Origin of the sequence: Affinirhizobium lemnae (assembly GCF_022968395.1) — a bacterium.
Classification (GTDB): Bacteria; Pseudomonadota; Alphaproteobacteria; order Rhizobiales; family Rhizobiaceae; genus Neorhizobium; species Neorhizobium lemnae.
Genome location: NZ_JALJQZ010000016.1, coordinates 58608 through 81013 on the forward strand (window position 1 = coordinate 58608; position 22406 = coordinate 81013).

At 55.6% G+C, this 22406-nt stretch carries 25 protein-coding genes and 1 pseudogene; 13 read left to right on the forward strand and 13 right to left on the reverse strand.

Going from position 1 to position 22406, the window contains the following annotated elements:
• Positions 1 to 115: 115 nt before the first annotated feature.
• Positions 116 to 634 carry a helix-turn-helix domain-containing protein gene (locus MUU53_RS12095; RefSeq protein ID WP_247261106.1) on the reverse strand — a complete coding sequence of 173 codons (519 nt, stop codon included), beginning with the start codon at positions 632 to 634 and terminating at the stop codon, positions 116 to 118.
• Between the two features lie 723 nt (positions 635 to 1357).
• Between MUU53_RS12095 and MUU53_RS12100 the strand changes: the two genes are divergently transcribed.
• Genes MUU53_RS12100 through MUU53_RS12120 form a run of 5 tightly spaced genes read left to right on the forward strand, consistent with a single transcriptional unit; the run spans position 1358 to position 3882 of the window.
• Complete coding sequence (locus tag MUU53_RS12100) at positions 1358 to 1813, forward strand: DUF3846 domain-containing protein (protein ID WP_247261107.1); 456 nt, start codon at positions 1358 to 1360, stop codon at positions 1811 to 1813.
• On the forward strand, positions 1810 to 2808 hold the full coding sequence (locus MUU53_RS12105; RefSeq protein WP_247261108.1) for a hypothetical protein: 999 nt from the start codon (positions 1810 to 1812) through the stop codon (positions 2806 to 2808). The genes MUU53_RS12100 and MUU53_RS12105 overlap by 4 nt, the downstream gene beginning before the upstream one ends.
• Positions 2809 to 2836: 28 nt before the next feature.
• Positions 2837 to 3283, forward strand: coding sequence for a hypothetical protein (locus tag MUU53_RS12110; RefSeq protein WP_247261109.1), 447 nt, complete (start codon positions 2837 to 2839; stop codon positions 3281 to 3283).
• Positions 3284 to 3293: 10 nt separating this feature from the next.
• Complete coding sequence (locus MUU53_RS12115) at positions 3294 to 3530, forward strand: hypothetical protein (RefSeq protein WP_247261110.1); 237 nt, start codon at positions 3294 to 3296, stop codon at positions 3528 to 3530.
• 46 nt (positions 3531 to 3576) lie between these two features.
• A complete protein-coding gene (locus tag MUU53_RS12120; RefSeq protein ID WP_247261111.1) occupies positions 3577 to 3882 on the forward strand; it encodes a hypothetical protein in 306 nt (101 codons plus the stop codon).
• A gap of 173 nt (positions 3883 to 4055) precedes the next feature.
• Here MUU53_RS12120 and MUU53_RS12125 read toward each other — a convergent pair whose 3' ends face one another.
• Positions 4056 to 4328, reverse strand: coding sequence for a hypothetical protein (locus MUU53_RS12125; RefSeq protein WP_247261112.1), 273 nt, complete (start codon positions 4326 to 4328; stop codon positions 4056 to 4058).
• Positions 4329 to 4529: 201 nt separating this feature from the next.
• Between MUU53_RS12125 and MUU53_RS12130 the strand changes: the two genes are divergently transcribed.
• The 8 genes and pseudogenes from MUU53_RS12130 to MUU53_RS12165 form a co-directional block, all read left to right on the forward strand.
• Positions 4530 to 6146: an RcgA family putative transporter gene (locus MUU53_RS12130; RefSeq protein ID WP_247261113.1), complete on the forward strand. Its 1617-nt coding sequence runs from the start codon at positions 4530 to 4532 to the stop codon at positions 6144 to 6146.
• On the forward strand, positions 6136 to 7158 hold the full coding sequence (locus MUU53_RS12135) for an alpha/beta fold hydrolase (RefSeq protein ID WP_247261114.1): 1023 nt from the start codon (positions 6136 to 6138) through the stop codon (positions 7156 to 7158). The genes MUU53_RS12130 and MUU53_RS12135 overlap by 11 nt, the downstream gene beginning before the upstream one ends.
• Positions 7159 to 7423: 265 nt before the next feature.
• A complete protein-coding gene (locus MUU53_RS12140) occupies positions 7424 to 7705 on the forward strand; it encodes a transposase (protein WP_247261115.1) in 282 nt (93 codons plus the stop codon).
• A 4-nt stretch (positions 7706 to 7709) separates the two neighbouring features.
• Positions 7710 to 8081, forward strand: a complete 372-nt coding sequence (gene tnpA, locus MUU53_RS12145; protein ID WP_247261116.1) for an IS66-like element accessory protein TnpA — start codon at positions 7710 to 7712, stop codon at positions 8079 to 8081.
• Complete coding sequence (tnpB, locus tag MUU53_RS12150; protein WP_062557429.1) at positions 8078 to 8428, forward strand: IS66 family insertion sequence element accessory protein TnpB; 351 nt, start codon at positions 8078 to 8080, stop codon at positions 8426 to 8428. Before tnpA ends, tnpB begins: the two co-directional genes overlap by 4 nt.
• Positions 8429 to 8487: 59 nt before the next feature.
• Positions 8488 to 10125 (forward strand): IS66 family transposase, encoded by a 1638-nt coding sequence (gene tnpC / locus MUU53_RS12155; RefSeq protein ID WP_247261117.1) that lies wholly within the window; start codon positions 8488 to 8490, stop codon positions 10123 to 10125.
• Positions 10125 to 10424, forward strand: a complete 300-nt coding sequence (locus tag MUU53_RS12160) for a hypothetical protein (protein WP_247261118.1) — start codon at positions 10125 to 10127, stop codon at positions 10422 to 10424. The genes tnpC and MUU53_RS12160 overlap by 1 nt, the downstream gene beginning before the upstream one ends.
• Before the next feature lie 28 nt (positions 10425 to 10452).
• A pseudogene (locus MUU53_RS12165) lies at positions 10453 to 10650 on the forward strand (transposase domain-containing protein); the annotation flags it as partial.
• 201 nt (positions 10651 to 10851) lie between these two features.
• On the opposite strand, the gene MUU53_RS12170 reads toward MUU53_RS12165, so the two are convergent.
• The 11 genes from MUU53_RS12170 to MUU53_RS12220 all read right to left on the reverse strand — a co-directional run bounded on the left by MUU53_RS12170 (position 10852) and on the right by MUU53_RS12220 (position 22401).
• Positions 10852 to 11337: a hypothetical protein gene (locus tag MUU53_RS12170; protein ID WP_247261119.1), complete on the reverse strand. Its 486-nt coding sequence runs from the start codon at positions 11335 to 11337 to the stop codon at positions 10852 to 10854.
• Positions 11338 to 11390: 53 nt separating this feature from the next.
• Positions 11391 to 12254 (reverse strand): ABC transporter permease, encoded by an 864-nt coding sequence (locus MUU53_RS12175; RefSeq protein ID WP_343229110.1) that lies wholly within the window; start codon positions 12252 to 12254, stop codon positions 11391 to 11393.
• Positions 12251 to 13030 (reverse strand): ABC transporter permease, encoded by a 780-nt coding sequence (locus MUU53_RS12180; RefSeq protein WP_247261120.1) that lies wholly within the window; start codon positions 13028 to 13030, stop codon positions 12251 to 12253. The genes MUU53_RS12175 and MUU53_RS12180 overlap by 4 nt, the downstream gene beginning before the upstream one ends.
• A 12-nt stretch (positions 13031 to 13042) precedes the next feature.
• On the reverse strand, positions 13043 to 14092 hold the full coding sequence (locus MUU53_RS12185; RefSeq protein ID WP_247261121.1) for an ABC transporter ATP-binding protein: 1050 nt from the start codon (positions 14090 to 14092) through the stop codon (positions 13043 to 13045).
• A gap of 19 nt (positions 14093 to 14111) precedes the next feature.
• A complete protein-coding gene (locus MUU53_RS12190) occupies positions 14112 to 15191 on the reverse strand; it encodes an extracellular solute-binding protein (protein WP_247261122.1) in 1080 nt (359 codons plus the stop codon).
• 20 nt (positions 15192 to 15211) lie between these two features.
• Positions 15212 to 15850, reverse strand: a complete 639-nt coding sequence (locus tag MUU53_RS12195) for a dTMP kinase (protein ID WP_247261123.1) — start codon at positions 15848 to 15850, stop codon at positions 15212 to 15214.
• Position 15851: 1 nt separating this feature from the next.
• Positions 15852 to 16682 (reverse strand): aminoglycoside phosphotransferase family protein, encoded by an 831-nt coding sequence (locus tag MUU53_RS12200; RefSeq protein ID WP_247261124.1) that lies wholly within the window; start codon positions 16680 to 16682, stop codon positions 15852 to 15854.
• Positions 16675 to 17496 (reverse strand): nucleotidyltransferase domain-containing protein, encoded by an 822-nt coding sequence (locus tag MUU53_RS12205; RefSeq protein WP_247261125.1) that lies wholly within the window; start codon positions 17494 to 17496, stop codon positions 16675 to 16677. Before MUU53_RS12205 ends, MUU53_RS12200 begins: the two co-directional genes overlap by 8 nt.
• 79 nt (positions 17497 to 17575) lie before the next feature.
• Positions 17576 to 18154 (reverse strand): hypothetical protein, encoded by a 579-nt coding sequence (locus MUU53_RS12210; protein WP_247261126.1) that lies wholly within the window; start codon positions 18152 to 18154, stop codon positions 17576 to 17578.
• A gap of 33 nt (positions 18155 to 18187) precedes the next feature.
• On the reverse strand, positions 18188 to 21541 hold the full coding sequence (locus MUU53_RS12215; RefSeq protein WP_247261127.1) for an SIS domain-containing protein: 3354 nt from the start codon (positions 21539 to 21541) through the stop codon (positions 18188 to 18190).
• Between the two features lie 86 nt (positions 21542 to 21627).
• The gene (locus MUU53_RS12220) at positions 21628 to 22401 is read right to left on the reverse strand and encodes a glucosamine-6-phosphate deaminase (protein ID WP_247261128.1); all 774 of its coding nucleotides are present in this window, start codon (positions 22399 to 22401) and stop codon (positions 21628 to 21630) included.
• Positions 22402 to 22406: the final 5 nt, after the last annotated feature.

Genomic DNA, 22406 nt, shown 5'->3' on the forward strand with positions numbered 1-22406 from the left:
ATCGATCCGAGCGGTGCCTTCGCCAGAAGGGGGGAAGGACGCCGCATGAGCGCCGGCTATTCGCCAATGGCGGCCGGCGCGCGGTGGAAACCAGAGCCAACCCATTGAGTGCAAGTTATGGCGCGGCTTTCGCCGCGCCATTCCCTTTCTGCTTCTCGATCGTCCGGGGCTCCATGGCAAGCACAAGATCATGCACCATCTTCAAGGTCGTATCGTCGAGCTTTTTCAGGTGGTCGGCCGTTTCCTCCATCAGCTGGTCTCTCAGGGCTTCGCGTGACGCGGCTTTGGAGTGAGAGGGCTGTTCGTTGACGAGAGGATCGAAGAACTCTTCCGGGGTGATATTCAGGACTTCGAAAACGTGGAGTAGGCGTCCGACGGTCATCAAGGATGAGGCGTTTTCGTAGCGGGCGTAGGTAGCCTCCTTTACCCCTAGCAGCATAGCGACTTTGGCTTGCGCAAGTTGTCGATCGGTTCGAAGCTCTCGGAGCCTTTGTGCGACAAGCAGATCCAGTTGCCTGAGATCGATGATCTTTCCGTCGAGCCGTTTGCGATAAACCGGATGATCTTTGTCTGGGTCGTCAACGCGTTCAAGTCCGAGATAGCTTACCCACTGCTCGAGTCCGAAACCTGCCATTGCCGCCAACCACACTGGAATTTCATCGTTGTTCCTCCGGGACAATTAAAGATGGTGCCTCGAAAGTCTACCCTGGATCGCTGCTTTGGCGCATCGCTTTGCGACCCCGCTCTATGCCTTCGGCACGGAGCCAGCAGACACTGTCTCCGCCCATTCGGGTGACGATCGGTTGCGCTGCGGCTTCGCCTCAAATCAGTTTCATCGCAGGCAAAATCCGTTCGGAACATTTACAGCCTCGCCCGATCGACCCATATTGGCTGTTGATCAAGTCAGGTCGTGGCAAGTCTCTAGCCCTTTCTTGTCGCGTGCCTACGGAGGCCGCCCTGCCTCGTATCGGGGCGGCCTTTCCCCTCCCCTACTGCTCTTCACAGTAATCAGCATCAGCGGTTTGCCGGACTAGGCCAGGATAAAGCAGTGACGCCGGAGGCGTCCTGTCTGTTTCTTTGATGAGGGAAAGAGGAGCGCTGCCCCCTCTCCCTCACAAGGGGAAAAAACGGTCTCCCCGTCCTTCCTTCGCGCAGCCTTGGGGCAGCGCTTTGTGCAGGAGCGCCGCTGACGCGACGCCCTTTCGGCTTTGCCTCGGGCGGGCGAACCCCCTCCGTTTTTATCCCCTTGCCACCCTCTCCCCCGCTGCTCCGCGCGAACTCGGGAACAGGAGCGGGGCTCCTGCCCACGAGGGGCACGAGAAGACCGCTTCGCGGAATTGGAGAAAGGGTGAGAACTATGACCACAACCGCAACCGTTTACCTGCTGGACCCGGAAGCTGGGACCATTCAAGCCGCAGAGGTCGCAGCACCCAGCGCATTCTCTCAGACCTACGGGCTGATCGGATGCCAGCTTGTCGAGGTGGTGCCATTCGACACGAACCACGTTCTTATCGTCGATGAGGAGGGTTTGCGGGACGGCTTGACCGCCTTCACCGTCTTTGACGGCTACCCGCAGCCATTGGCTGGAAAGATCGTTCTTGCCAGCCTGGACGGCGCGCATGTCCTACCGCCGCAGATCAGCATTGAGGAAGCAGCGGCCCGCCTGAACGTCTGCAAGCCGGTTCTTGATCCGGTCTTTGCCAAGGCAGACGAGCATTCCCCCAATGGGGTCATTCTGGGCGGCGCCTTGATCGGGTTCCAGACCCGTATCACCCGCACTCACCCAACCGTCATGGCGAGGGTAATCCGATGATCATCGCTGTTGTCGAGGACCGCACCCTGTCCATTCTCGCCGGAACCTTTGCCGCGACCATCGCGGCGAAGGACATCGAACATAGCTTCCATGCCCTTACTCATTTTCCGGAGCGGCGCACCCTTTCCGAACTCGAAGGGCTGGCAGAGCGTCTGAACGGCTTTGCCGCCTACATGCTGGAGCTGTGGGAGCAAGCAAAACTACCCCTGCCGGATGCTGAACTAGAGGCCTTTGCCCGTCGTCATGTCGAGATCACCGCCAAGTATTGGGCAGCGGAAGGCCGTTGCATGAACTGGTTCATCACCGGACCTGCGCGCTTTCCCGTCGCCCGCAATGAAAAGCGGATGCGAGTTTCAGACGCCCGCCGTGCTGACATCTCAGCCCATATCGCGACTGCGAAAAAGGCAGTGAGGCGCAAGGCGTTTCCCCACGGGACCGATGACGAGCCGATCCGAGCCAGTGATCCGGCCGCCATGCAGCGCATCACCTCGCGGATCGAAGACCTGGCGCTGTCCATCGACCGGATGAAACGGGCGAATGTCATCATTCGTCGGATGGAGAAGGATCAGGCGAGCGAAGCCGACATTCTCGCCCGTGTGGTGGCAGAAACCGGTATGGACGAGGAGAGGGCATGGCGTGGCGTTACCCTTGCCCCATGGCAGAACCGACGCGGTTTTTCCACCACCAACACCCGCGCCGAACTGCGCCGCATGCAAACCCGTCTCGCTTCGCTTGCTGCGATGAAGAAGCGCGGCGACCGCGCCGAGGACGTCGAGACGGAGGCAGGAGCCGTCACGGTCAAGGAAAATACCGACATGGGCCGCATTCAGTTGCTGTTTCCCGGCAAGCCGGACGAACAGACGCGGCGCACCCTGAAATCTCACGGGTTCCGCTGGTCCCCTTCGCAGGGGGCTTGGCAGCGCAACTTGAACGAGGCCGGACGCTATGCGGCCAAGTGCGTCTTGAAATCGATCAGCGGCAACAGCGCCGCTTGATCAGCCCCGGAAAACAGAGGATCCCCACATGAATGAGCAGATTTTTACAGTCATGGAGTTTTCCGGCCGAGGCGACGCCATGTTCGGCGGCAGTGCCGCCGACTGGAGCCTATACACCCAAGAAGACGGCTCAAACGCTTTCATGAGTACAGCCGACGCGCAGCGCCGCCAGCTGGTGAAAGCCTATTTCCCGACCAAGAAGGAGGCAAGTGAGGCCGGAGAGGCAGCCAGTCAGCGCAAGGGCCTGATTTCGGCCCTACCTGTTCGGCGCGTTGACGAGATCCCCTATGCGCAATTGCGCTGGATTGTCGGAAACATGCACGTTGGGACCAGCGATGACGACTTAAAAGCCGATATCAAGGGACGCGCGAAGTCGGGCATGACAGCGAATCCCGACCTTCTGGCGCAGGCGTGCGCCTATGCACTGGCAAGCCACCGAGCCAATCAGGGCTTGGTTGCCCATTTCCGGCTGTAGGAGGCGAAGCATGAAAAGCAACGGCCAGCGCCGAAGCGTTGAGGTGTTCGACACGCCCTCCGGTTTAGGAGGGAGCCACACGGTCGAGGTTGTCGCGGACCTTGGAAACAATAGGGTCAGGGTGCGCGTCTGGTATGGACGCGCCACCGCGACAGGTTGGGAAGCGTGGAAGGATTGGGACGGTTACCGCTTTGAGACCGATCGCGCCAGCCTGACCAACAAACGCACATTGCCGCTGTTCAAATAGGACCTTGGCAGCATTTCGATGCGGCCCGATATCAGGAGGGACACCATTGAGCCGCTACACCGTGACCGTAAAGACCGACGCGGAGACCGACGAAGATGCCGTGATCGGCTATGATCCGCCGTTGCGCACCTTCTTTCTGCAAGCGTTTCCCGATGAGGAAACCGACGAATATGCTCTGTGGTTCGGGACGCTTCTTGAGCAGCATCCGAGCCTTGAATCGATCATCGAGAGCGCGCGCTGTTTTGGCTATGAGATCGAGGGGCTGTCACAGAACGCCATCGTCGCCATGACTAAGGAAGCCGGAACGCCAACACCGCCCAGCCTTGGCGAGCGGTTGGGGTTGGTACGCTGACAATTGTCGGATGCTTTTTTGCGGGGCTGGTTCGGAAGAACTGCCCCGTAGCCATTTTGGCCGTTGCGAACCTGGCCGCATCGAGCGGGCTGCGGTCCGCCCGAAGGGAGCCCATGCCCCTCCCCTCGGCTCCCCTCCCGCCCGGCATGCCGCCGCCGTTGGCGGCGCTTTGATCATCTCGCTCTGGAGGTTGATCGAACCGGGCGATCCGCCAGCAGTGAACTCATTTCCTTGGCGGAAAGCGTGCCTTTGGTTGCGATCAGATAGGCCGCGAGATAGGTCAGCTTCAGGTTAGCCTCTCTGTCGCCCTTCGGCTTATAGTTGATGATGGCCTGGCGGCGTGCCGCCGCCCTTTTCCCCCCTTGAACTGCCGATGAATGCTGATCGATCAGCTCACGAAGGGAGGGTTCTTCTCCTGTCGCACTGGCTGCGATCTCCGTTCCCACTTTCCTAGACGTGGGCAATGCCGGAGCCGTTTTGGTGCATCGAGCGGCAATTGCTTCACGGGACGAACGCGAACTGGATGACGACAGTAGCATGGTGGATGCCTCACCGATTTAGTTGCATTGGGGATCGTCTCAGACCATCAAATCGTCCACAACGCACGATAGGATACGAAACAAGACGAAATCTTGGGCTGTAAGTCATTGGAAAAAAACGGTAAGATTTTTGTTCCGCCGCCCGCGGATGGAAGCGATTTCAAGGAACTGTTCAAGAAAATGGCTGCTGCGGGTGCCGGACGCCCGTTGGGTGAAGACGGTTTTCCCCAAGGCCCGTGGACGCCGGAGCTGCTGGCGGATGCCATCTCAAAGATCGACGCCAACCGTGTCGGAGTGGATCTTCGCACCGTCCAGCTCTGGTTTCAGGAGAATGACAAAGGGATCAGCCCGGCCAACATTCGCTGGCTGGCACGCATCTTCGGTTGCGACGATCGCGAGGCGACGAATGATTGGCTGAATGAGCTCAGCTCGGCCCAAGCGCGCCTGACCGCCAGGCGGCGGGATCGAAAGAAGACCGGTGGCTCGACTGCGACTGCCCTGCGTGTGCCTGACACGTCAGCGTTAGAAAAAAACCAGGTTCCGCTAACGCCCGTCGTCTCGGTGGACCTTCAAACCATTCCAGCGGAGCGGCCAAGGGGTTTGGCAATCAAGACCGAGGCGATTTTCTCGCACGGATCACATCTGAACTTGCCGGCCTGGATCTTCGCCGGTTCGTCCGCCCTCGGATTCCTCTCTTACATTTTGGGGATCCACAGCATCACCTATGTGCGCGCGGATGGTATCGAGAAGCAGGTTGGCTTCCTCTGGGCACCGAACTGGACCTTCCTGTTCATGGTGCTGTTGCCACTGTTTTTCGCCGTCGTCATCGAGCTTCTGGGTTTCTGGAAGCATGATGGCCGCCTCGGGCTACTGGCGGAGGCTGATCGTGTAAGAAGCAGCGACGCCTGGACGCTACATTTGCAGGCCAACTCACAGACATATTGGGCAGTTTTCCTGATCTGCATATTATTCGCGGGCGTGGTGCAATGGATCGGCGTGCAGCTTATCCCTCTGCTTGAGCAAGCGCAGGATTTTGCCCCAAGCTGGGGGACGATCGGTATCATCAGGCCGAATATCCTATCGACGCCGGCGGCAATCGTATTTACCGCCCTTGCCTATCTCTACATGTCCACAAGCTTTTACCTGCTGTTCGCTGGCCTGATCCTGCTGCATACGATCATCCATGATCTATGGAAGCTTAAACGCGTAGCTGAACTCCTTGGCGAGCAGAGAGCCTGGCCGGACACCAGTGAAATCGGTCTGCGCATCATGCGCGGGGTCTTCAGATGTTCCGTGCTCGTCGTCCTTGCTGCCATCTGCATGAAGGCACAAAGTGCCTATCTTGCATCGCAGGGCCCGGATTTCGTGACATGGCTGGTCCGCGATGTCTGGGCTGCGCTGGCAGATTACGACGATGGAGATAGGACCTTCGATTACATCATGCCCACACACTACAGCAGCTTGCTCGTCGTGCTTTCGACCTGCAGCGTCTTTGTGTATGGAGCAATCCGCTTGGGGGATGATCGGCGGCTTCGTTCCCCCCTGTGGAAGATGTCTGCGGTGATCGGTTTGCTTTTCGTTTCATACATGTTGATCGACGCGTTCGATGGTTTCTCTGTTTTGCTGATCGTTACCGCGCTCATTGCGACCTATGGTCTATTCGATCCGGCGTTTGAGTCAGCTTGGCGTGCCCGTGAAATAAGAGGCGACAGCCATGTTTCATAATTGGCTGGATCGTTGGGACGAGGGGCGCGCACAGCGCGGCGAAGGGGCCAAGAAGACCACGGACCTCATTCTGGACGCCGATCGTGCATTTCCCGGCATGGGGGCGGCTGAAACGCTAGAGGGGTTTTGCGTTCTCGCGGAAAAGTCCGCCGTTGATCCGGGCTTTTTTGAGCCGCTTGATGCGAGCGATCAAAGCTTCGAGCTGCAGGATGGCTGGCTGACATTCCCTTCAGACGTTGCAACCGATGTTGCTGAAAACAACATCGTCCGGGCGAAAATTACCGAGAGCGGAAAGCGCGATCAGGCATTGGTGATCTTCCATCACTGGAACGCCACAACACGGAACCGGCAGATTGCTGGATTCCTTTCGAGGCTGGGAATCACGATCATCGAGATTGCGATGCCCTACCACTTCGAGCGCAGCCGGCCCGGCTCGCTCTATGCCGATTACATGCTCAGCGCCAATCTCGGCCGAACGGTTCAGGCTGTCAGGCAGGCGGTTTGGGATGGCCGGAAGCTTATCCGCTGGCTGAAGTGCGAGGGCTATCAAGATGTTTCCGTTCTCGGCATGAGCCTTGGATCGTGGGTTGCCGGACTGGTCGCGGCGCATGAGCCCGCTGTTGCGCGGGCGTCTCTCTTCCTCACGGCAGGAAGCCTTGCTGAAATGGTATGGACCGGGCGCGCAACCCGATCGATCCGGAAGAGCCTCGAGCCGCATCTTACGCTTGCCCAGCTGCAAAGAGCTTGGGCACCACTTAATCTCGAAAACCATGCAGACAGGCTGACGCGGCGAGGCCTCGAGCTTCATGTCATACTGGCATCGAGGGACACGGTTGTTTTGCCGGACCTGTCAGAGCGCTTGCTACAACGGCTGGAAAGTGTCGGTGTCAGATTGAGCGTGCTGCGGCTGAATTGCGGACACTACTCTCTTGGGCGGCCACCCTACATCTTGGGAGTCGGATGGAGCCTGATGCGGTTTCTGTTGCGCAAGCGCGAGGCCGCCCAGGCTTAGGAGCGCTTGAGCGCCGCATCGAGCGGCACCCAACCGCAATGAGGGGAGCCCCCTTCGGCCCCTCCCCTCAAACTCCCCTTCCCCCTCACGACGGGCGCGCCCCGCAAGCGGGACGGCTCACTGAGGCTTGTTGTGATTTCACGGCGAACGCGTCAGTGAGCCGTAAGCGTCCGGTGAAGCTACCTTTGAGATTTCCCACGAACACCTGAAGTTACGTGACTAATTCCGTCATTAGAGACGTCATCAGGGATGAGCTATGGGCCGCATGGAGATTTTGACAGGCGTCGAGCGTCGGCGTGATTGGTCTGACGACGAGAAGCTTTCGATACTACAAGAGGCGGCGGAGCCGGATGCGAGGATCGCCGACGTCGCTCGGCGGCACGATATCAAACCCCAGCAGATTTACACCTGGCGGCGGAAGTTTGCAGCGGAGCAGGCTGAGCCAGTGGTTTCTTGTATGCCTCCGCCGAAGGCCGTCTGCCGTGATCTGCTGATTGGCTTTAAGTCCATGGCTTATGTCATGCGCTACGACCATTTCGCCCATTGAAGTCTTGTCCGCCGATGACCTTGGTCGCCGTCGGGATTGGTCGGACGCAGAGAAGGTCCGGATCGTCGAGGAGAGCCTGCAGGGGTTTCGACAGGGTTCGGCGACGGCGCGGCGATATGGATTGTCGCGATCGTTGTTGACGAGCTGGCGTCGTCAGTGCCGGAGCGGGCTTCTGAGCGTTTCCGCATTAACAAGCTTCGTGCCGCTTGCGATTTCGCCGCCGCCGCCGGCATCGTCCGAGATGGCCGCGCCGCCCCGGCTTGACGACGACAAGACGATCGAGATCGGCCTGCCGAACGGCCGACGGCTCACGATCCCGTCCTCGCTTGACCCGGCCATCCTTGCCCGCCTGTTGCCCGTCGTGGATGCCTCATGATCGCCTTTCCAGCCGGGGTGAAGGTATGGATCGCGGGTGGGGTTACGGACATGCGCTGCGGCATGAACAGCCTGGCACTGAAGGTTCAGCAAGGCCTTGGCCGCGATCCTCATGGCGGCGAAGTCTTCTGCTTCCGGGGTCGCAAGGGTGACCTGATCAAGGTCCTGTGGCATGACGGGATTGGCATGTCGCTCTACATAAAACGCCTTGAGGCTGGCAAGTTCATCTGGCCGGTAAGTCAAAATGGCTCCGCCGTGCCCGTATCGTCGGCGCAGTTGGGATATCTCCTGGAGGGGATCGACTGGCGCAATCCACGCTGGACACAACGGCCTTCCAAGGCAGGCTGATCGCTTAGACTCCACTGTTTTTGTTGGGCTTTCGGCGTGTTCCATGATAGCTTTCGGCCATGGATGATGCTGCTTCGGAGATAGCCAGATTGCGCGCTGCGCTCGCGGCATCGGAAGCGCGTGCCGCCTCCGCCGAGGCCGATCTCGCACAGGTGCGCGCCGTCGTGACGACATCGGAGGCGATGATCCGGCACCTCAAGCTCGAGATCGCCAAGATGCGTCGCGAGCAATATGGCCAGAGTTCAGAACGGCGTGCCCGGCTGATCGACCAGATGGAGCTGCAGCTCGAAGAACTCGAAGCCGATGCCACCGAGGACGAGATCGCGGCGGAACGCGTGGCAGCGAAGATCACAAATGTCTCCGCCTTCGAACGCCGCCGGCCGACCCGCAAGCCGTTTCCCGAGCACCTGCCGCGCGAGCGCCTGGTCATCGAAGCTCCCACGCAATGCACCTGCTGCGGCTCGGCCCGGATCGTGAAGATGGGCGAAGACATCACCGAGACGTTGGAGATCATTCCGCGCCAGTGGAAGGTGATCCAGACGGTGCGCGAGAAGTTCACCTGCCGGGACTGCGAGAAGATCAGCCAGCCACCGGCTCCCTTCCATGCGACACCGCGCGGATGGGCGGGACCGAACCTGCTGGCGACAATCCTGTTCGAGAAGTTCGGCCAGCATCAACCCTTGAACCGCCAGGCTGAGCGCTACGCCAGGGAAGGCGTCGATCTCAGCCTCTCCACGCTGGCCGACCAGGTCGGGGCCTGCGCGACGGCGCTGCAGCCGATCCATGACCTGATCCGTGCCCATGTGCTGGCAGCCGTTCGGCTGCATGGTGACGACACCACCGTGCCGCTCCTGGCCAGGGGAGCAACACGGCAGGCAAGGTTATGGACCTATGTGCGCGATGATCGTCCGTTTGCAGGCGGCGCGCCGCCTGCGGCACTCTTCTACTTCTCACCCGATCGCGAGAAGACCCATCCCAATCGGCATCTCGCCGGGTGGCATGGCACACTGCAGGCCGATGCCTATGGTGGCTACAACGACCTCTATCGTGCCGACCGCAACCCCGCGCCGGTGATCAGCGCGCTCTGCTGGAGCCATGCGCGGCGCAAGTTCTTCGAACTGGCTGACATCGCCGGCAACGTGCGCAAGGGCAAGCCCGCCCATGAGATATCGCCTGTCGCGCTTGAGGCCGTGACCCGCATTGACGCGCTCTTCGACATCGAGCGCGGCATAAACGGCATGTCCGTCGAGGACCGGCTTGCCGCTCGGCAGGAGCATGCTCGCCCACGCGTCGAGGAATTGCACGACTGGCTCACGACGCAACAGGCTCAGATGTCGAAGCACAATCCCGTCGCCAAGGCGATCAACTACATGTTCGAGAAAGAGGGACGCTGGGAAGCCTTCACGCGGTTCCTCGACGATGGCAGGCTTTGCATCTCGAACAATGCGGCCGAGCGCGCTCTGCGCGGGATCGCTCTCGGAAGAAAGTCCTGGCTATTCGCCGGCTCACAGCGCGGAGGCGAGCGTGCCGCCTTCATGTATTCTCTGATCTTCACCGCCAAGATGAACGACATCGATCCGCAGGCCTGGCTGGCGGACGTGCTCGCTCGCATGCCTGGCATCCCCGTATCGCGGCTGCCGGAACTGTTGCCGTGGAACTGGTCTTCCGCAGGCCACGTCCGCCAGAAAGCAGCCTGATGGCGCGCCCGACGCATGTCTACACGATCGACTATGTCGCCTCGCTGATCGGCGAGAACATTGAACTCCTCCAGCAAATCGCCAGCAATTCCGACAACGTCGATTACGGCGAGATGATCCACGCCCACGACGGAAGCGAAGAGGGCATCACGACATTCACCGACCGGGGCATCGAAAGCTTGAAGGAATTCATCGCCGACATTCGCACCTGGGAAGGCGGGGTCCGGCAATTCCTGATCGACGAGCAATGCGATCCGGAAAAAATCGAGCGCATCATGGCGGACGAGCCGAAATCATAACCGCCGCGGCCCTCACCGGATGGATACGAACTGGCTGTTTGCGGGATCAGACAAGGGCGGCGAACGCGCCGCTGCAATTCTGTCGTTGATCGAGACCGCAAAGCTAAACGGCCTCAATCCGGAAGCCTACCTGCGGGAGGTCCTCACCCGCATCGCCGATCATCCCATCAATCGGATCGACGAACTCCTGCCGTGGAACATGCCAGTTCCGTCAGAAATGGCATGACCGGACGCTTACAGTGAGCCTGACCTTGCCCTGCTGCCGCCGCATCACTTGCTAAAGCTACGATGGAGGCTCCCACGCCAATATCGTGTGCAGAAATATGCAGCACACCTGGATAATTGCAGTCAGACATGTTGATCCCCTGCAAATCTTCGCTGCGAAACGTGTACCTCAAAATTGTGTACGATTAAGGGAATAATACAGTCACCCTGTGTGATACATCCAAAAATAAATTCCGTGCATCAGAAGCAAGATTCCGGCGAAGGCCAGCGTTCCGTGATAAATCCTCCACACCATGTTCAGCTTAAAGCTGTTAATTATGGGATAGCCAGCTGAAATTTTTTTGTTAACATTTTCCTTAATAGCTTCGATGTCTGAGACAGTTTCATTTGAAACTTCACAAGCGCATATCCGCAAATACTCGTGCGATCTCTCAGCATGACGAAGTACTTCGACGTAGAATTTGCGTGAGTGAATAAATCCGATAGTCCCAAGGAAAAATAGTACGAGTCCGCCGAAGGCTGATTGAGACCCGTCATACTCTTTACCTAACACAAGAGCAAGGACGGCAGATGAAGCAACCAATACCAAATTCGAAATTGACGTTTGCTGAATATCATAGTGTCGTAAAAACTCCCTTTCATTCACATACAATCGCCAAAACAACTCTTCCTTGCTTATTTTTGTCATTTTCCCCTCAATCATATTTCCGTTAATTTTGTCTATACTTTTCAAGTCCGTGACTAAATTTTTTTCCAAAAAAATGTAGATCGGCTGGTTCGTTTCGCCGAAACAAAAATTTGCTTCTGTGCGAGACGGGCCTTTCTAATCAGCACCAACAGGCTGAGTGTTGTAAGCAACAGCAGTAAAACGACGATTAGGCTGGCAGACGTCATGATCAGAGGGTCAAACCCAAATCGTAAGCCTTGAAACGACTTTTGAGGAAGTGTCGCGGAGCTATCACTCAGGAGGAATATTGCAAGGACAGGTTCAGCGAATGACATAGACATGGCAAGTGACGCAGCGACGAACAGGAATGGCATCAGTTGCGGAAGCAGAACATGGAAGAATGTCAATGACGCAGATGCACCAAGCATCCTAGCATTTTCCAAAAAATCCGGACGCAGCTCAGCGAGTCCGATCCGCATCACTAGAAATGCGAATGGCGAACTGACCATGGCGTGCCCCATGATAAGCGTCAGGCGGTTATCGACTCCCAAGCGGGAAGAGAAGAGGACCAACCCGAGCGCATAGACCACAGTAGGTACAGCCGCTGGGAGGATCATTAACCCTGCACTCAGTAGCCTCCATGGCCAAGTTGCGCGAATATTTATGTACGCTGCCAAGGTACCCACGAGAAGTGCAGTCAAGGTGGAAACAGCACCTAGTTCGAAACTCCGGACAAGTGCGCTCGACCAAGACTGATCCTCAAGTAACGTTCGTATTGGCGTTAAGGAGAGCGGCGCTTGCGACCATCTCATCGCACCCGAAGAATCGAATCCAATCCGTAATACGAGCATGACTGGCAGCACAATAAAAGGCACCGCGGTCACAACGCCGATCCAACGTAAGAGTCTCCCGCTCCAAAACCTTCCTAGCCAGATCATCTGCGCAGTGCCCTTTCGACCCAAAGGGCTATTAAAACTGGTGCAACGGCAGCCGCTACGAGCATAAGCGATTGGGCCGACGCTCGCGTGATGTTGAAAGACTGTAGCACATTTTGCTGAATTAGGAATCCTAGCGTCGTAAGCTCGGGACCTGTGAGATATTCCGGTATCAAATAGAGGTTAAGCGAAATGAGGTATCCCGCAAGAATTGATGCGATGATGGTGGGAGCGACGGAGCCGAGTTCCACTAGGACAAATCGGACGACTGGAGGAACCGCAAGAAGCTTGGCGGCCTCAAGCATGAACGCATCGGTGCGCATCATGGCCTGTAAAATCATTAGCGCCATCACGGGAGTTACTACATATACCATGGCCAGCACTGTAGCGATCGGCGTAAAAAGGAGTTGGGGTGGGCTGCCGCAAAGGCCTAGCGTGCTCCACATAACAGCGACGAGTCCTCTGGGCTCAAGGATGAGCATCCAGGCGATGATAACTACAAGAAGATTCAGGAAAAGGGGAATGCTGCACAGAACGATACCAATCAATCGCACTAGAGGATGGCACCTTCTTAGGCTGGATGCCAGTGCAACAGACGGAAACAGGGAGAGCAGCGGCACTAGTGAAGACAACAGAACGGTTCGTATGAAGCTAGGTGTGCTGCGTTCGATAGCTTGCCAAGCTGCTATCGGATCCGCAGTTACTTCCAGCATAACCAAGGATAGGGGCGCTCCAAGTCCAACGGCCATGATGACTATGAAGATGACCCGAGTGATCACTTGGCCCTTCCTTCAAATTGCCACAGCGTGCGCCCTTTGAGGCGGCCAAGCCACACCAATGGCTGTGCCAACACTAAACTGGATGGGACCGGTATGGCTTACTTTCAGACGCAGTTCCGCCTCAGTTTCGACGATGACGGTCGTGTGCGAGCCGTTATCCTGCATGCCTATCACCCAGCCCGGAAGACCGTCTCTTTCCCTTTCGGTCAAGGTCAGGTGGTGTGGGCGCACGATGATGTAGCAATCCATCGCATCAAGAAGTTCAGGCTCGGCGGTTGCAAAACCCGGAGAGAGATCGGCCACAGTATAGTGAATTCCGCCAGGTTGAACCGAACGAACCTGCCCGCGAAGAACGTTTGTTCGATCCATAAACCCTGCAATAAGGGTATTTCGTGGCGTTGTATAAAGTTCAACCGGTCTACCTTGCTGAAGGATCTTGCCGTCGGCGACAAAAAGCAACCGATCGACCCATCCCAAGGCGAAGCGCACGTCGTGCGTAACGACTACAACAGACACTCCGGAGCCGGCGATTAGGCCGTCTAGCCACTCTGCGAACTGGTGCACCAAATGTGGGTCAAGCGCCGCAAATGGCTCATCCAGGAGAATTACGTCGGGTTCGCTCAAGAGTGTTCGAACAATTGCCACTCGCTGACGTTCTCCACCACTGAGTTCCGCGGGAAACCGTTCACCAAGGTGCCCTAGTCCGGCTGCCTCCAACGCAGCTTGCGCCTGTTTCCGACGTTCAATACGGCTAATGCCACGGGCGAGAAGCGGAAACATTGCATTTTCCATCACTTTCATATGTGGGAAAAGGCCTAGATCCTGAAACAGAAGTCCAATCTGAACTTTCGGTCGACGGTACGTTTGTCGTGCTCGCACCGAAATGACGCCATGCGTCGGCGACTCCAGTAGTGAAAGCAGCCTGAGCAAAGTTGTCTTTCCAGCGCCGCTTGGACCAACAATTCCTAGCCGTTCTCCTTCAAGAATCTCAAACGATAGGTCGGTCAGTATGTCTATACCGCCTCTTTTGAAACCTACATTCTCAACCGAAAGTACAGACAAGGGCGAGGGCACCACTTACCTAACCTCGCAGCCACTGAGTCCAACGCTCCAACTGAGTGTCATCGTTCTCGCCCCACCATACGTAGTCGTAACTCAACTGTTTGGATTTGTTGGGATCAACGCTTGTCAGTCGGCTTAGTAGCGCCGGCTCAATCCTCGACACAGCATCAGTTGCGACGGGGCCATAGCCTGTGCGTTCCGCAAACTCAGCCTGACGCTGAGCCTGAATAGCAAAACGTATGAGTTCGTGAGCCTCTTCCTTGTTCGGCGCGTTTGCGGGCACCAACCAATAATCCCGCGTGTAAAGCCCTTGGTTCCAGACGACAACCGGGTGGTTTCCTCCGAGATCCAACTGGAAAGCCTCACCACCATAGTACATGCCAACGTCGACAAGCCCCTCCTGAAACAGGCGAGCCCCTTGGGCGCCGCTCTCATACCAGATTACCGAATTCTTTATTTCATCAAGCTTTGTATAGGCCCGGTCAATCTTTTCTTCCGTCAACGGGTAAACGTCCCCAGGGGCAACCCCGTCGGCCATCAGCGCCGCCTCGAGAACATAGTTAGGGCGAGCCCCCCATAGTGCGACACGTCTTGGATGGGCTTTCGCATGGGCCCACACATCTGCCCAAGTTGTCGGGCCAGTCTCAACATTTTTCGGATTGTAGATTATATTAAAGGACCAATATAGGATGCCGACACCGTTTGCGTCGCTCGCATCGTCAAAAATCGAAGAAGGCTCTAATGAATCATAGTCGATCTTCGCCCAAAGTCCCACCTTCTTACCCCGCATGAGCCAAGACGCATCACCGTGGACGATATCAATTTGCCCCTTTTCAGAGGCCGACTGGGATCTGACTTTAGCGAACATATTCTCGCCGTCGCTTAGTTGAACGACTTTAATCCCAGACTCTGACTGGAAGGGCTTGAGGATCACTTCCGCTTGCCACTCCTGAAAAACGCCTCCCCAAGAGTTAAATACAACTTCACGGCCGTCTTGCGCTGAAGCTGTCTGCATCGACAACATCAATAACAAGCCTAAAAAAGCCGGTCCCAAGGTAGAACGGCCGACCGCAAAGAAAGACCTAAAAACTGAAAACATGACGTAAAGTCCCCCACTATTTAGGGCATTTGATAATGCAACACGCCGAGGCCTGGTATGCGTTCGCGGCACAACGATAGAATATCATCGGTGACCGCTGCCGTTGCGCGTTCGCCGTTTATAACAATGCAACGGGCGTCTTTTCGGGCAATGTCTAAGTAGCACTGCCTCACAACGCGAAGAAATTCGAGGTTCTCGTCCATCTTTGCTGGCTTTTCGCCGCGCATCATGATGCGTTCTACGACAGCCTCTGCGGGAAGATCAATAAGGATGGTTAGATCAGGTTTTGCGACTAGATCGTAGATGACACTGACATGGCGGTCGGTTACGCCGTAGGCTGAGGCGTAGGAACGATAGCAAAGCGGACCACGATCCCACAAGACCACATCACAACGCTCGACCAGTTGGGTGAGCTTGTCTTGAGAATATCGCAGCACGTCACATGCCACTGTGAACTCCCGCAAGACTGGCGGAATCCATGGATGGTAGTCGTCCGGAGTACCCCTGAGATGATTGGCTAAGTCGAAGATGCTCAAGGTCGCATGAAAATCTACCTTAGCGCACTCAACTTTTAAAGGGAAACGGGATAATCTCTTGAGGACCTCGCGAACTTGCGTGGATTTCCCCGAACCATCGATACCAGCGATCGATAAAAGCATACTAACTACCCCACGCAATAGACTGAGCAAATGATCGCAGACGACTCACAGCACGTCGGTACAAATTAGAAGGGCCAGCTAAGGAAAGCCTAAGCATTACGGTGTCGTTGTCATAGAAGTCAGCATATCGGTCGAGTATCATGGCAACTACCGCAAGGTCATACGCGTGGACGCTCGCGACAGCCCTGAGTGCCTCTTCGACGTGTGAGCAAGATTCTTCAAAGGTTGCGTTTCGAAGGATGCCCGCGACTGCCACGGCGACGTCCAGATTTTTTAAAAGCTCGAGGTCTGGCCCAAACCATTCTATGTCAAAGTCTATGAGGTTGACGTTACCGAGTTGGTCCACAATTTCATTCCCTCCCCACCTGTCGCCGCAGACTAGACCGGCGGCATTGGCCATCGCCACCTCATGCAAGAAATGTGATATTTGAATTACGCATGGGCTAGACTGAAGCAGAGTTGCCAGCGGGGTTCCCGGTACGAATGTATAGGCAAGCCAGTCTTCACCATACGCTCTAATCACCGGAACGCGAACCTTGGCGGCACTGAGCTTTTCGATTATTGTAATCTCCTCCGTGACTGTGCGGTAACGAAATTGCAGAAACGGCAATACGCTCCCTACGACCTCCACCAGTTCGGCCAAATAGGCTTCAACATCCACCGGCAGTTCCGACTTACGAGCACGAACGATAAGCTTGGAGTGCTCGGAGTGGAGCAGATACGTGTCGTTTAAATTTCCGCCGCCTAGTAGCCGCCAAGGTAAGCAGTCATATCCGGCCACAACTCCCCGCGCTTCCCGAACGGGACGCGGTGTTAGCTCAACCTCATTCATGGGGAGCGTGTCCTAGCTCGGCAAACAATTCGGCAGCACCATCCGCACCTACTACTAGAATCCGATCACCGTGTATCTCATAGAAGCGGTCTGTTGGTAGCTTGGGCAGTGAGTTCACATGCGGCACTGCGCCACCGCGAGTCTGGCTCATTAGTTCATACAGAATCTCCGAGAGGTGTGCCGCTACCGCTCGTTGGTCGTCCTCCGAATGCGATGCATGATGCCTCTTCAGATCGCGCAAATGATAGAAGTCAGATAGGTCACATCTGGCTTCTTTCCCAAGTCTCCATTTTGGGTTGGGATTGGTCTCACCAGCCAGCGCACATGCACCGTCAATCAAGGCGTCTATCATCATGCACCGAATATGCATCGCCTGTTCCCATTGGCTGCTTTCTATCGCACCGATCAGATCAACGCGCAGATTACGTGCGACGAACATGTGATAGAAACACGTAGCTCTGCGAACGGACGCTGGCGATACAAGTTCGCTTGCAGACGGAGTAAATGGCAACGCGATGCCGAGACGGTGCGCTTGTTCTGTCTGCTCATAGGAGAGCACGTTCTCACCCCAGCGATGCGGATAAGCAGAACTGACGCGCAATCTCGCAAGAATCTCTTCAAGGGCCAGATCTGAAAGATACCATGTATCAATCCAGTGCCCTGCAAGCCAACTTCGCAAAGTATTTGGCGGTTTGCCGCCTACCACTATTATATCAATGTCGGAATGCCGATTGGCGAAGCCGTCGGCAAGCGAACCGGTTAGATGAACAGTCTGAGCTTCCGCTCGAAAATCAACTTCACCAAGTACCGCCATGCTTGGAACGCTCAGAAATGACAATGCAGCATTCACGGAGACTGGTCGAGGACGAGGAAACGTCATTGTTTCGACAGGCCTAGGTCAAAACATCGGCGGCTACGAGCATTTGGAGACCCAATTCCCGACCAAGCCAGCCCTCCTGCTGGGGGCGCCCGATCTCCATCAGCCAACTACTTTCCTGGTATTTTACTGCTGCTATCTCTTTCGTAGAAGCAAGATTGACAAGCGCCGAGTTTCTAGGGTCATCTGGCTGTAATTCGTATGCACGTTGGGCTTCTAGTAGCGCCGCTTCATGGGATCCGGACATTAAGTAGGTGGCTGCAAGGACCTGATGTCCTGCAGCACAATCCGCATCCAATTCAATACACCTTTTGGCAGCCTCTGCTGCCCGCTCCGATTCTCCATTTCGAAGCAGAGCTAGTGCCAAAGTGCCGAAGTTGTCAGCGGTCGGATCCGTGGCACATAGGACATTGAAGTAGTGTATGGCGGCTTGGTCATTTCGTCCGTAAAAGCAGGCTAGGCCTTTACACTTCCAGACTGAATTTTCAGATTTATCGCCTTCCTCAAATGCGATTGCGACTTCTCTTAGTCGTGCTAGGTTAAACTCTGCAATCGCAACTGTCCCGGCGAGAAAGCTTTGTACCGTTTCCATCATCTTTCCTCATGAAAGTTACAATGTAAACTCAGTTTACGCCTTCAATTTTCTTAGATTTGAAGCGTCCGGGAGGAAGTATGGCGAGTTGAAAAGCAAATCTACTGGAGCCGTTCCTGCTACAGCTCCATACAGTTGGTTTTCGCCATCTCTACCGAAAACATCCTCCCATTCGCGTAGCTTTGCGCGATATTGCCTCAAGTTTTTCATCGAAGCAAGTTTTTGCTCAAGTGACGCGCTAACTAGCATTTTCAACGCTAAAACGGCCAACCCCTCTATATTTGCAGTTTCTTCCCCACGGAGAGGAATGATCAGTATTGGTGTTTCTAGGAAATGGCCGGCTTGTGTGATGCCTTCATCTAGTGCTTGTCCAAGCACACCCAAGGCTTCTATTCGCCGAGGAAGACCCGAATGAACTTCTCCAACAAGTTCGAGAATTGGTGATGATTCTTTGCGGTCAATACTAAACATGGTATGCCAAAGGACCTCATCGACCATGTGTGAAACGCTTGAAACCGCCTTGCGGTCATCCGTCGACATCTGGTGCTCTTTGAGACCGACACGTTCTAATGCCCGAGCAACAGCCGGCGCTATCGAGTCTTGCGGACGGCTCGTGCCCACCGTGACGGTCTTCGCTTGATGTCTAATGGTGTCCACAGGACGGCTTAGTTCTTCAATAGCTTCGCGCAAGACACCTAATGCATCTCTAATAACAGTTGAGGTGTCGTTCGACCACGGAGTTGTCACACACTTTTCGATTGCAAAGGTCGCGTTACAAATGCGACCGATATAGCGGGCACTCAAACCTGAATCGAGGTTACCGGCTGCTGCATTTAAGATAACATCCCTCAGCTTTTTAGTTCCGCCAGCAACCGCGTCAGGGGATTCATCCAAAATCGCGCGCTCGAGATCAGCAGATATTAGCTTCAATTGTTGCGCCGCAGCATCTATTGCAAGTGCAGCATGCAACCCAAATAGGTGTCCTGCCACAGTCGCGAGAACAAACGCCAATCCTGATCCCATTCTGGGCAGTGCTATTACGCGTTCCGCGTCAGTCGCAAATGACTCGGCCTCAGGCCCCCGTGTCGCGAAAACAATGGGACGTCCATTATGCGCTTTGAAAATTGCAATCTCTTTTTGTACATCTCCCAGAAGAGCGGGCGGCACATCGTTAGCTATCACAAGAGTCAAGGGCTCTGTTGATAAGTCGATATGCTTCTTGTCTTCCGTAAAGTCCACAGGAATAGACTTATAGCATAGTTCCGACAGCTTTATACGGACTTCCAGCGCTGCAAGGTAGTTAGCCCCGGAGCCCGTCACTGCCCAGTAGCGCGATCGTGGTGCCACTTCGGCAGCACATTTAGCGATCTCTTGCTCGTATTCAAGAACCTCAGAGATTCTATCGGGTAAAGCCTCGAGATCTATCATCTCCATGCGGATTTCTGATTTGGAGAGGCTTCGCAGGGTGTCAGCGAGAAATAGGGCTGTCAGCTTACCCGCCGCAATCTGGGAGTAATATGCCTTGGTGGAAGCGACGGACATCTCAACGTCTCTGCCATCTGACGTGTAGAGGGTCGAATGAGACTTGCGCACTAGGTCAGACCCGCGTCGATTGACAATAGCATGCACGAAAACTCCTCTTTCGCGCGCCAAGTCGACTGCTCGGTTGGTGTCCGTCGTCGTACCGGATTGAGAGACGGCTATCAACAGCGCATCTCTAAAGTCAAACCTGTCTATATCAGCCGACAGTTCCGACGACCGCATAGCTACTACCTTGACGGCCGAGCGATTGCGCGCGCAGACGGCCGCCTCTATCAAAGCTGCTATTCCGACTGCCGCAACGCCAGCCGTGCCCTGCCCAACTACATATATCTGGTTTAGTCCCTTTGCGAGACGATTTCGCAGCGATTCCCAAATATCCGTCTGCAGCCCGTCAAAGCTCACGTCGTCGTCAACCCACCGATAGCGCCCGAGCAATGTCTTAGCTACCGATGATGGACCGTCATGGACTTCTTTCTGAAGAAAATAACCGTGTTCGCCCCTGAATATATCTCGTGAGAAAATACGGATACTTGAAGGTTGCATCGCCACTGCAGGATGACCACCTCCAACTCGAGACGCAACTGGTAAGTCGCTTTCGGCACCAAGCTTCACACAGATGCCCTCGCCATCGTCATCAGCTAATGTGAAGGTGCTGCGTGCCACCGAAGCGAGGCCATATCCCTCTGACGCAAACATCCAGCCGTCAGGGAGCCTGGAAGCGTAGAGTGTTTGTCCCGAGCCCTTCTGCGCCAGAAATGCTGCGTCGCTGATCAGGGGACCCATCGCAGCGATGGCCATAGAGCCATCGAGACGTCCGAATACCGAGCGGAACCGAGTGAACAGATCGTGCGACTCGTCCAAGCGAAACAACACCGGGATCACCTTAGCGTCAGTAGTCACGCGGGGGTCGATGCTTTTGCCCCGCCCGACAATAGCTTCGCGGACCAGCGTCAAGTGATTGTCAACGTCCCCGTTCAGTGCAAAAACGGCGGCGGACTCAAGGCTTACGGCGTTTTCTCCCGAAAGGGCTGCATGATGCGGATGGCAATTTGCTATTGATATCGTCCCGCTTGAGGCCCAGCGAGTATGTGCGAGCACTGAGCAACTCTCCGCTCTGCACGCCAATTCCCATAACAGTATGTCTCTCCGGATTAACTGTCGAAGTTTGTCGCCGTTGTCACCGAGACTACCTATAAGGTTAGCGGTCTTCTTGATGAAGGTCACTTTCACCACGCCTTCGATGGCGGGGAACGAAAATACAGTCTCAGGATCGGTTGCTGCTACTATATTGCGAGCTTCCAAGAGATCGAGTGTCGATTGTGAAAGACCATCGAAAGAGGACCTAGGTACGTCGAGATGGATCGATATTCCTGCAGAGTCCCTGCCACGTACCTCCAGTCTATCATTCGCTTGCAACACCCGTTCAATTGCATGACTAACATACAGCGCAGACGTGTTGCCGTCAGGGACACTTAGAGCGCAAAGCTTAGCAAATTCTAAGACTTCTTCACGCAGTTGCCATCCGTAGTCGCGCAAGAGCTCAATAACCGCGTCATGCTCGGCGTTCCCGCGCGCTACGTCCATTGAAAGTTCGTTCTCCAAGGACAACAACGCGTCGGCAATTTCCGCCGCAGCTGAGCGAATATCGCTATTTGTAATGATGCTCACTAACATGTGTGCCGACATAAGATCCTCAAATTTTTCTTCGAGGCGCAGCACTGCCAGTCGGGCAATCTCCGGACCGCTTGCATTAGGCGCGCGGATCTGGTCCCTAAGGTCGAAAAGCCATCTTGGATCCTTGGCTAGTTTGGCAAAGGAACGGCTTAAGTAACCCGCAATTCCGCACATTATTTCTGAACCTTCTCGATACTTTATTAGCCTTCGCGGCGTATTGTATTAGAGCCAACACAACATGGCAGTCATCAAGCCCGCCGCTAAGAACTGGTTACTAGTCGTGCCGCGTCACGATCGGCAATCACATGGACCGCTGAATGCGCTCGCAGGAAGGAAGCAGGGCAATGTGGTCCGATGGTGCCCCGAAGCATGTCTTTCAGAGCCTCAGCCTTTGCCTGCCCGGATGCAATAAGAACGATGCGGCGCGCCTTGAGGATTGTAGCTATTCCCATAGATATGGCGCGTTGTGGCATAGTCTCGCCGCTCGGGAAGTGCACTTGGTTTGCTTGAAGGGTCGATGTGGTCAAATCGACCGGTCGGGTACATGAGTCAAACGGAGAACCAGGTTCATTGAACGCGATATGGCCGTTTCGTCCAAGCCCCAGCAATTGGATATCCACTCCGCCGACCGATGCAAGTAGGCCCTCGTACACCGCAGCCGCAGCCTCAGGATCTTGATGTGCTCCGTCAGGTGCGTGAATCTGGGTTAACGGTACATCGACGTGGCGACCGAACTGTTCCACGATTTCATTCCAGTAAGAGTTAGGATGGGAACGTGATAGGCCTATATACTCGTCCAAATTGAATGTGTTAACGGCCGCAAAGCTGAGCTTCAGTTCGGTATGCGCTTTAATAAGGGCAGTATAGAATGATCTAGCTGTTGCACCTGTCGCTAGGCCAATGTTGGCACGGGGATTGTTATTGATCACCTCAACGAAGAACCTTGCGGCCTCTTCACCAACTTCTCGGGCATCTCCAACAACACTAAAGGATGCGGGGAAGGATTGGCCCGCTTGGTCGATAATTCGGCTCATTAAAA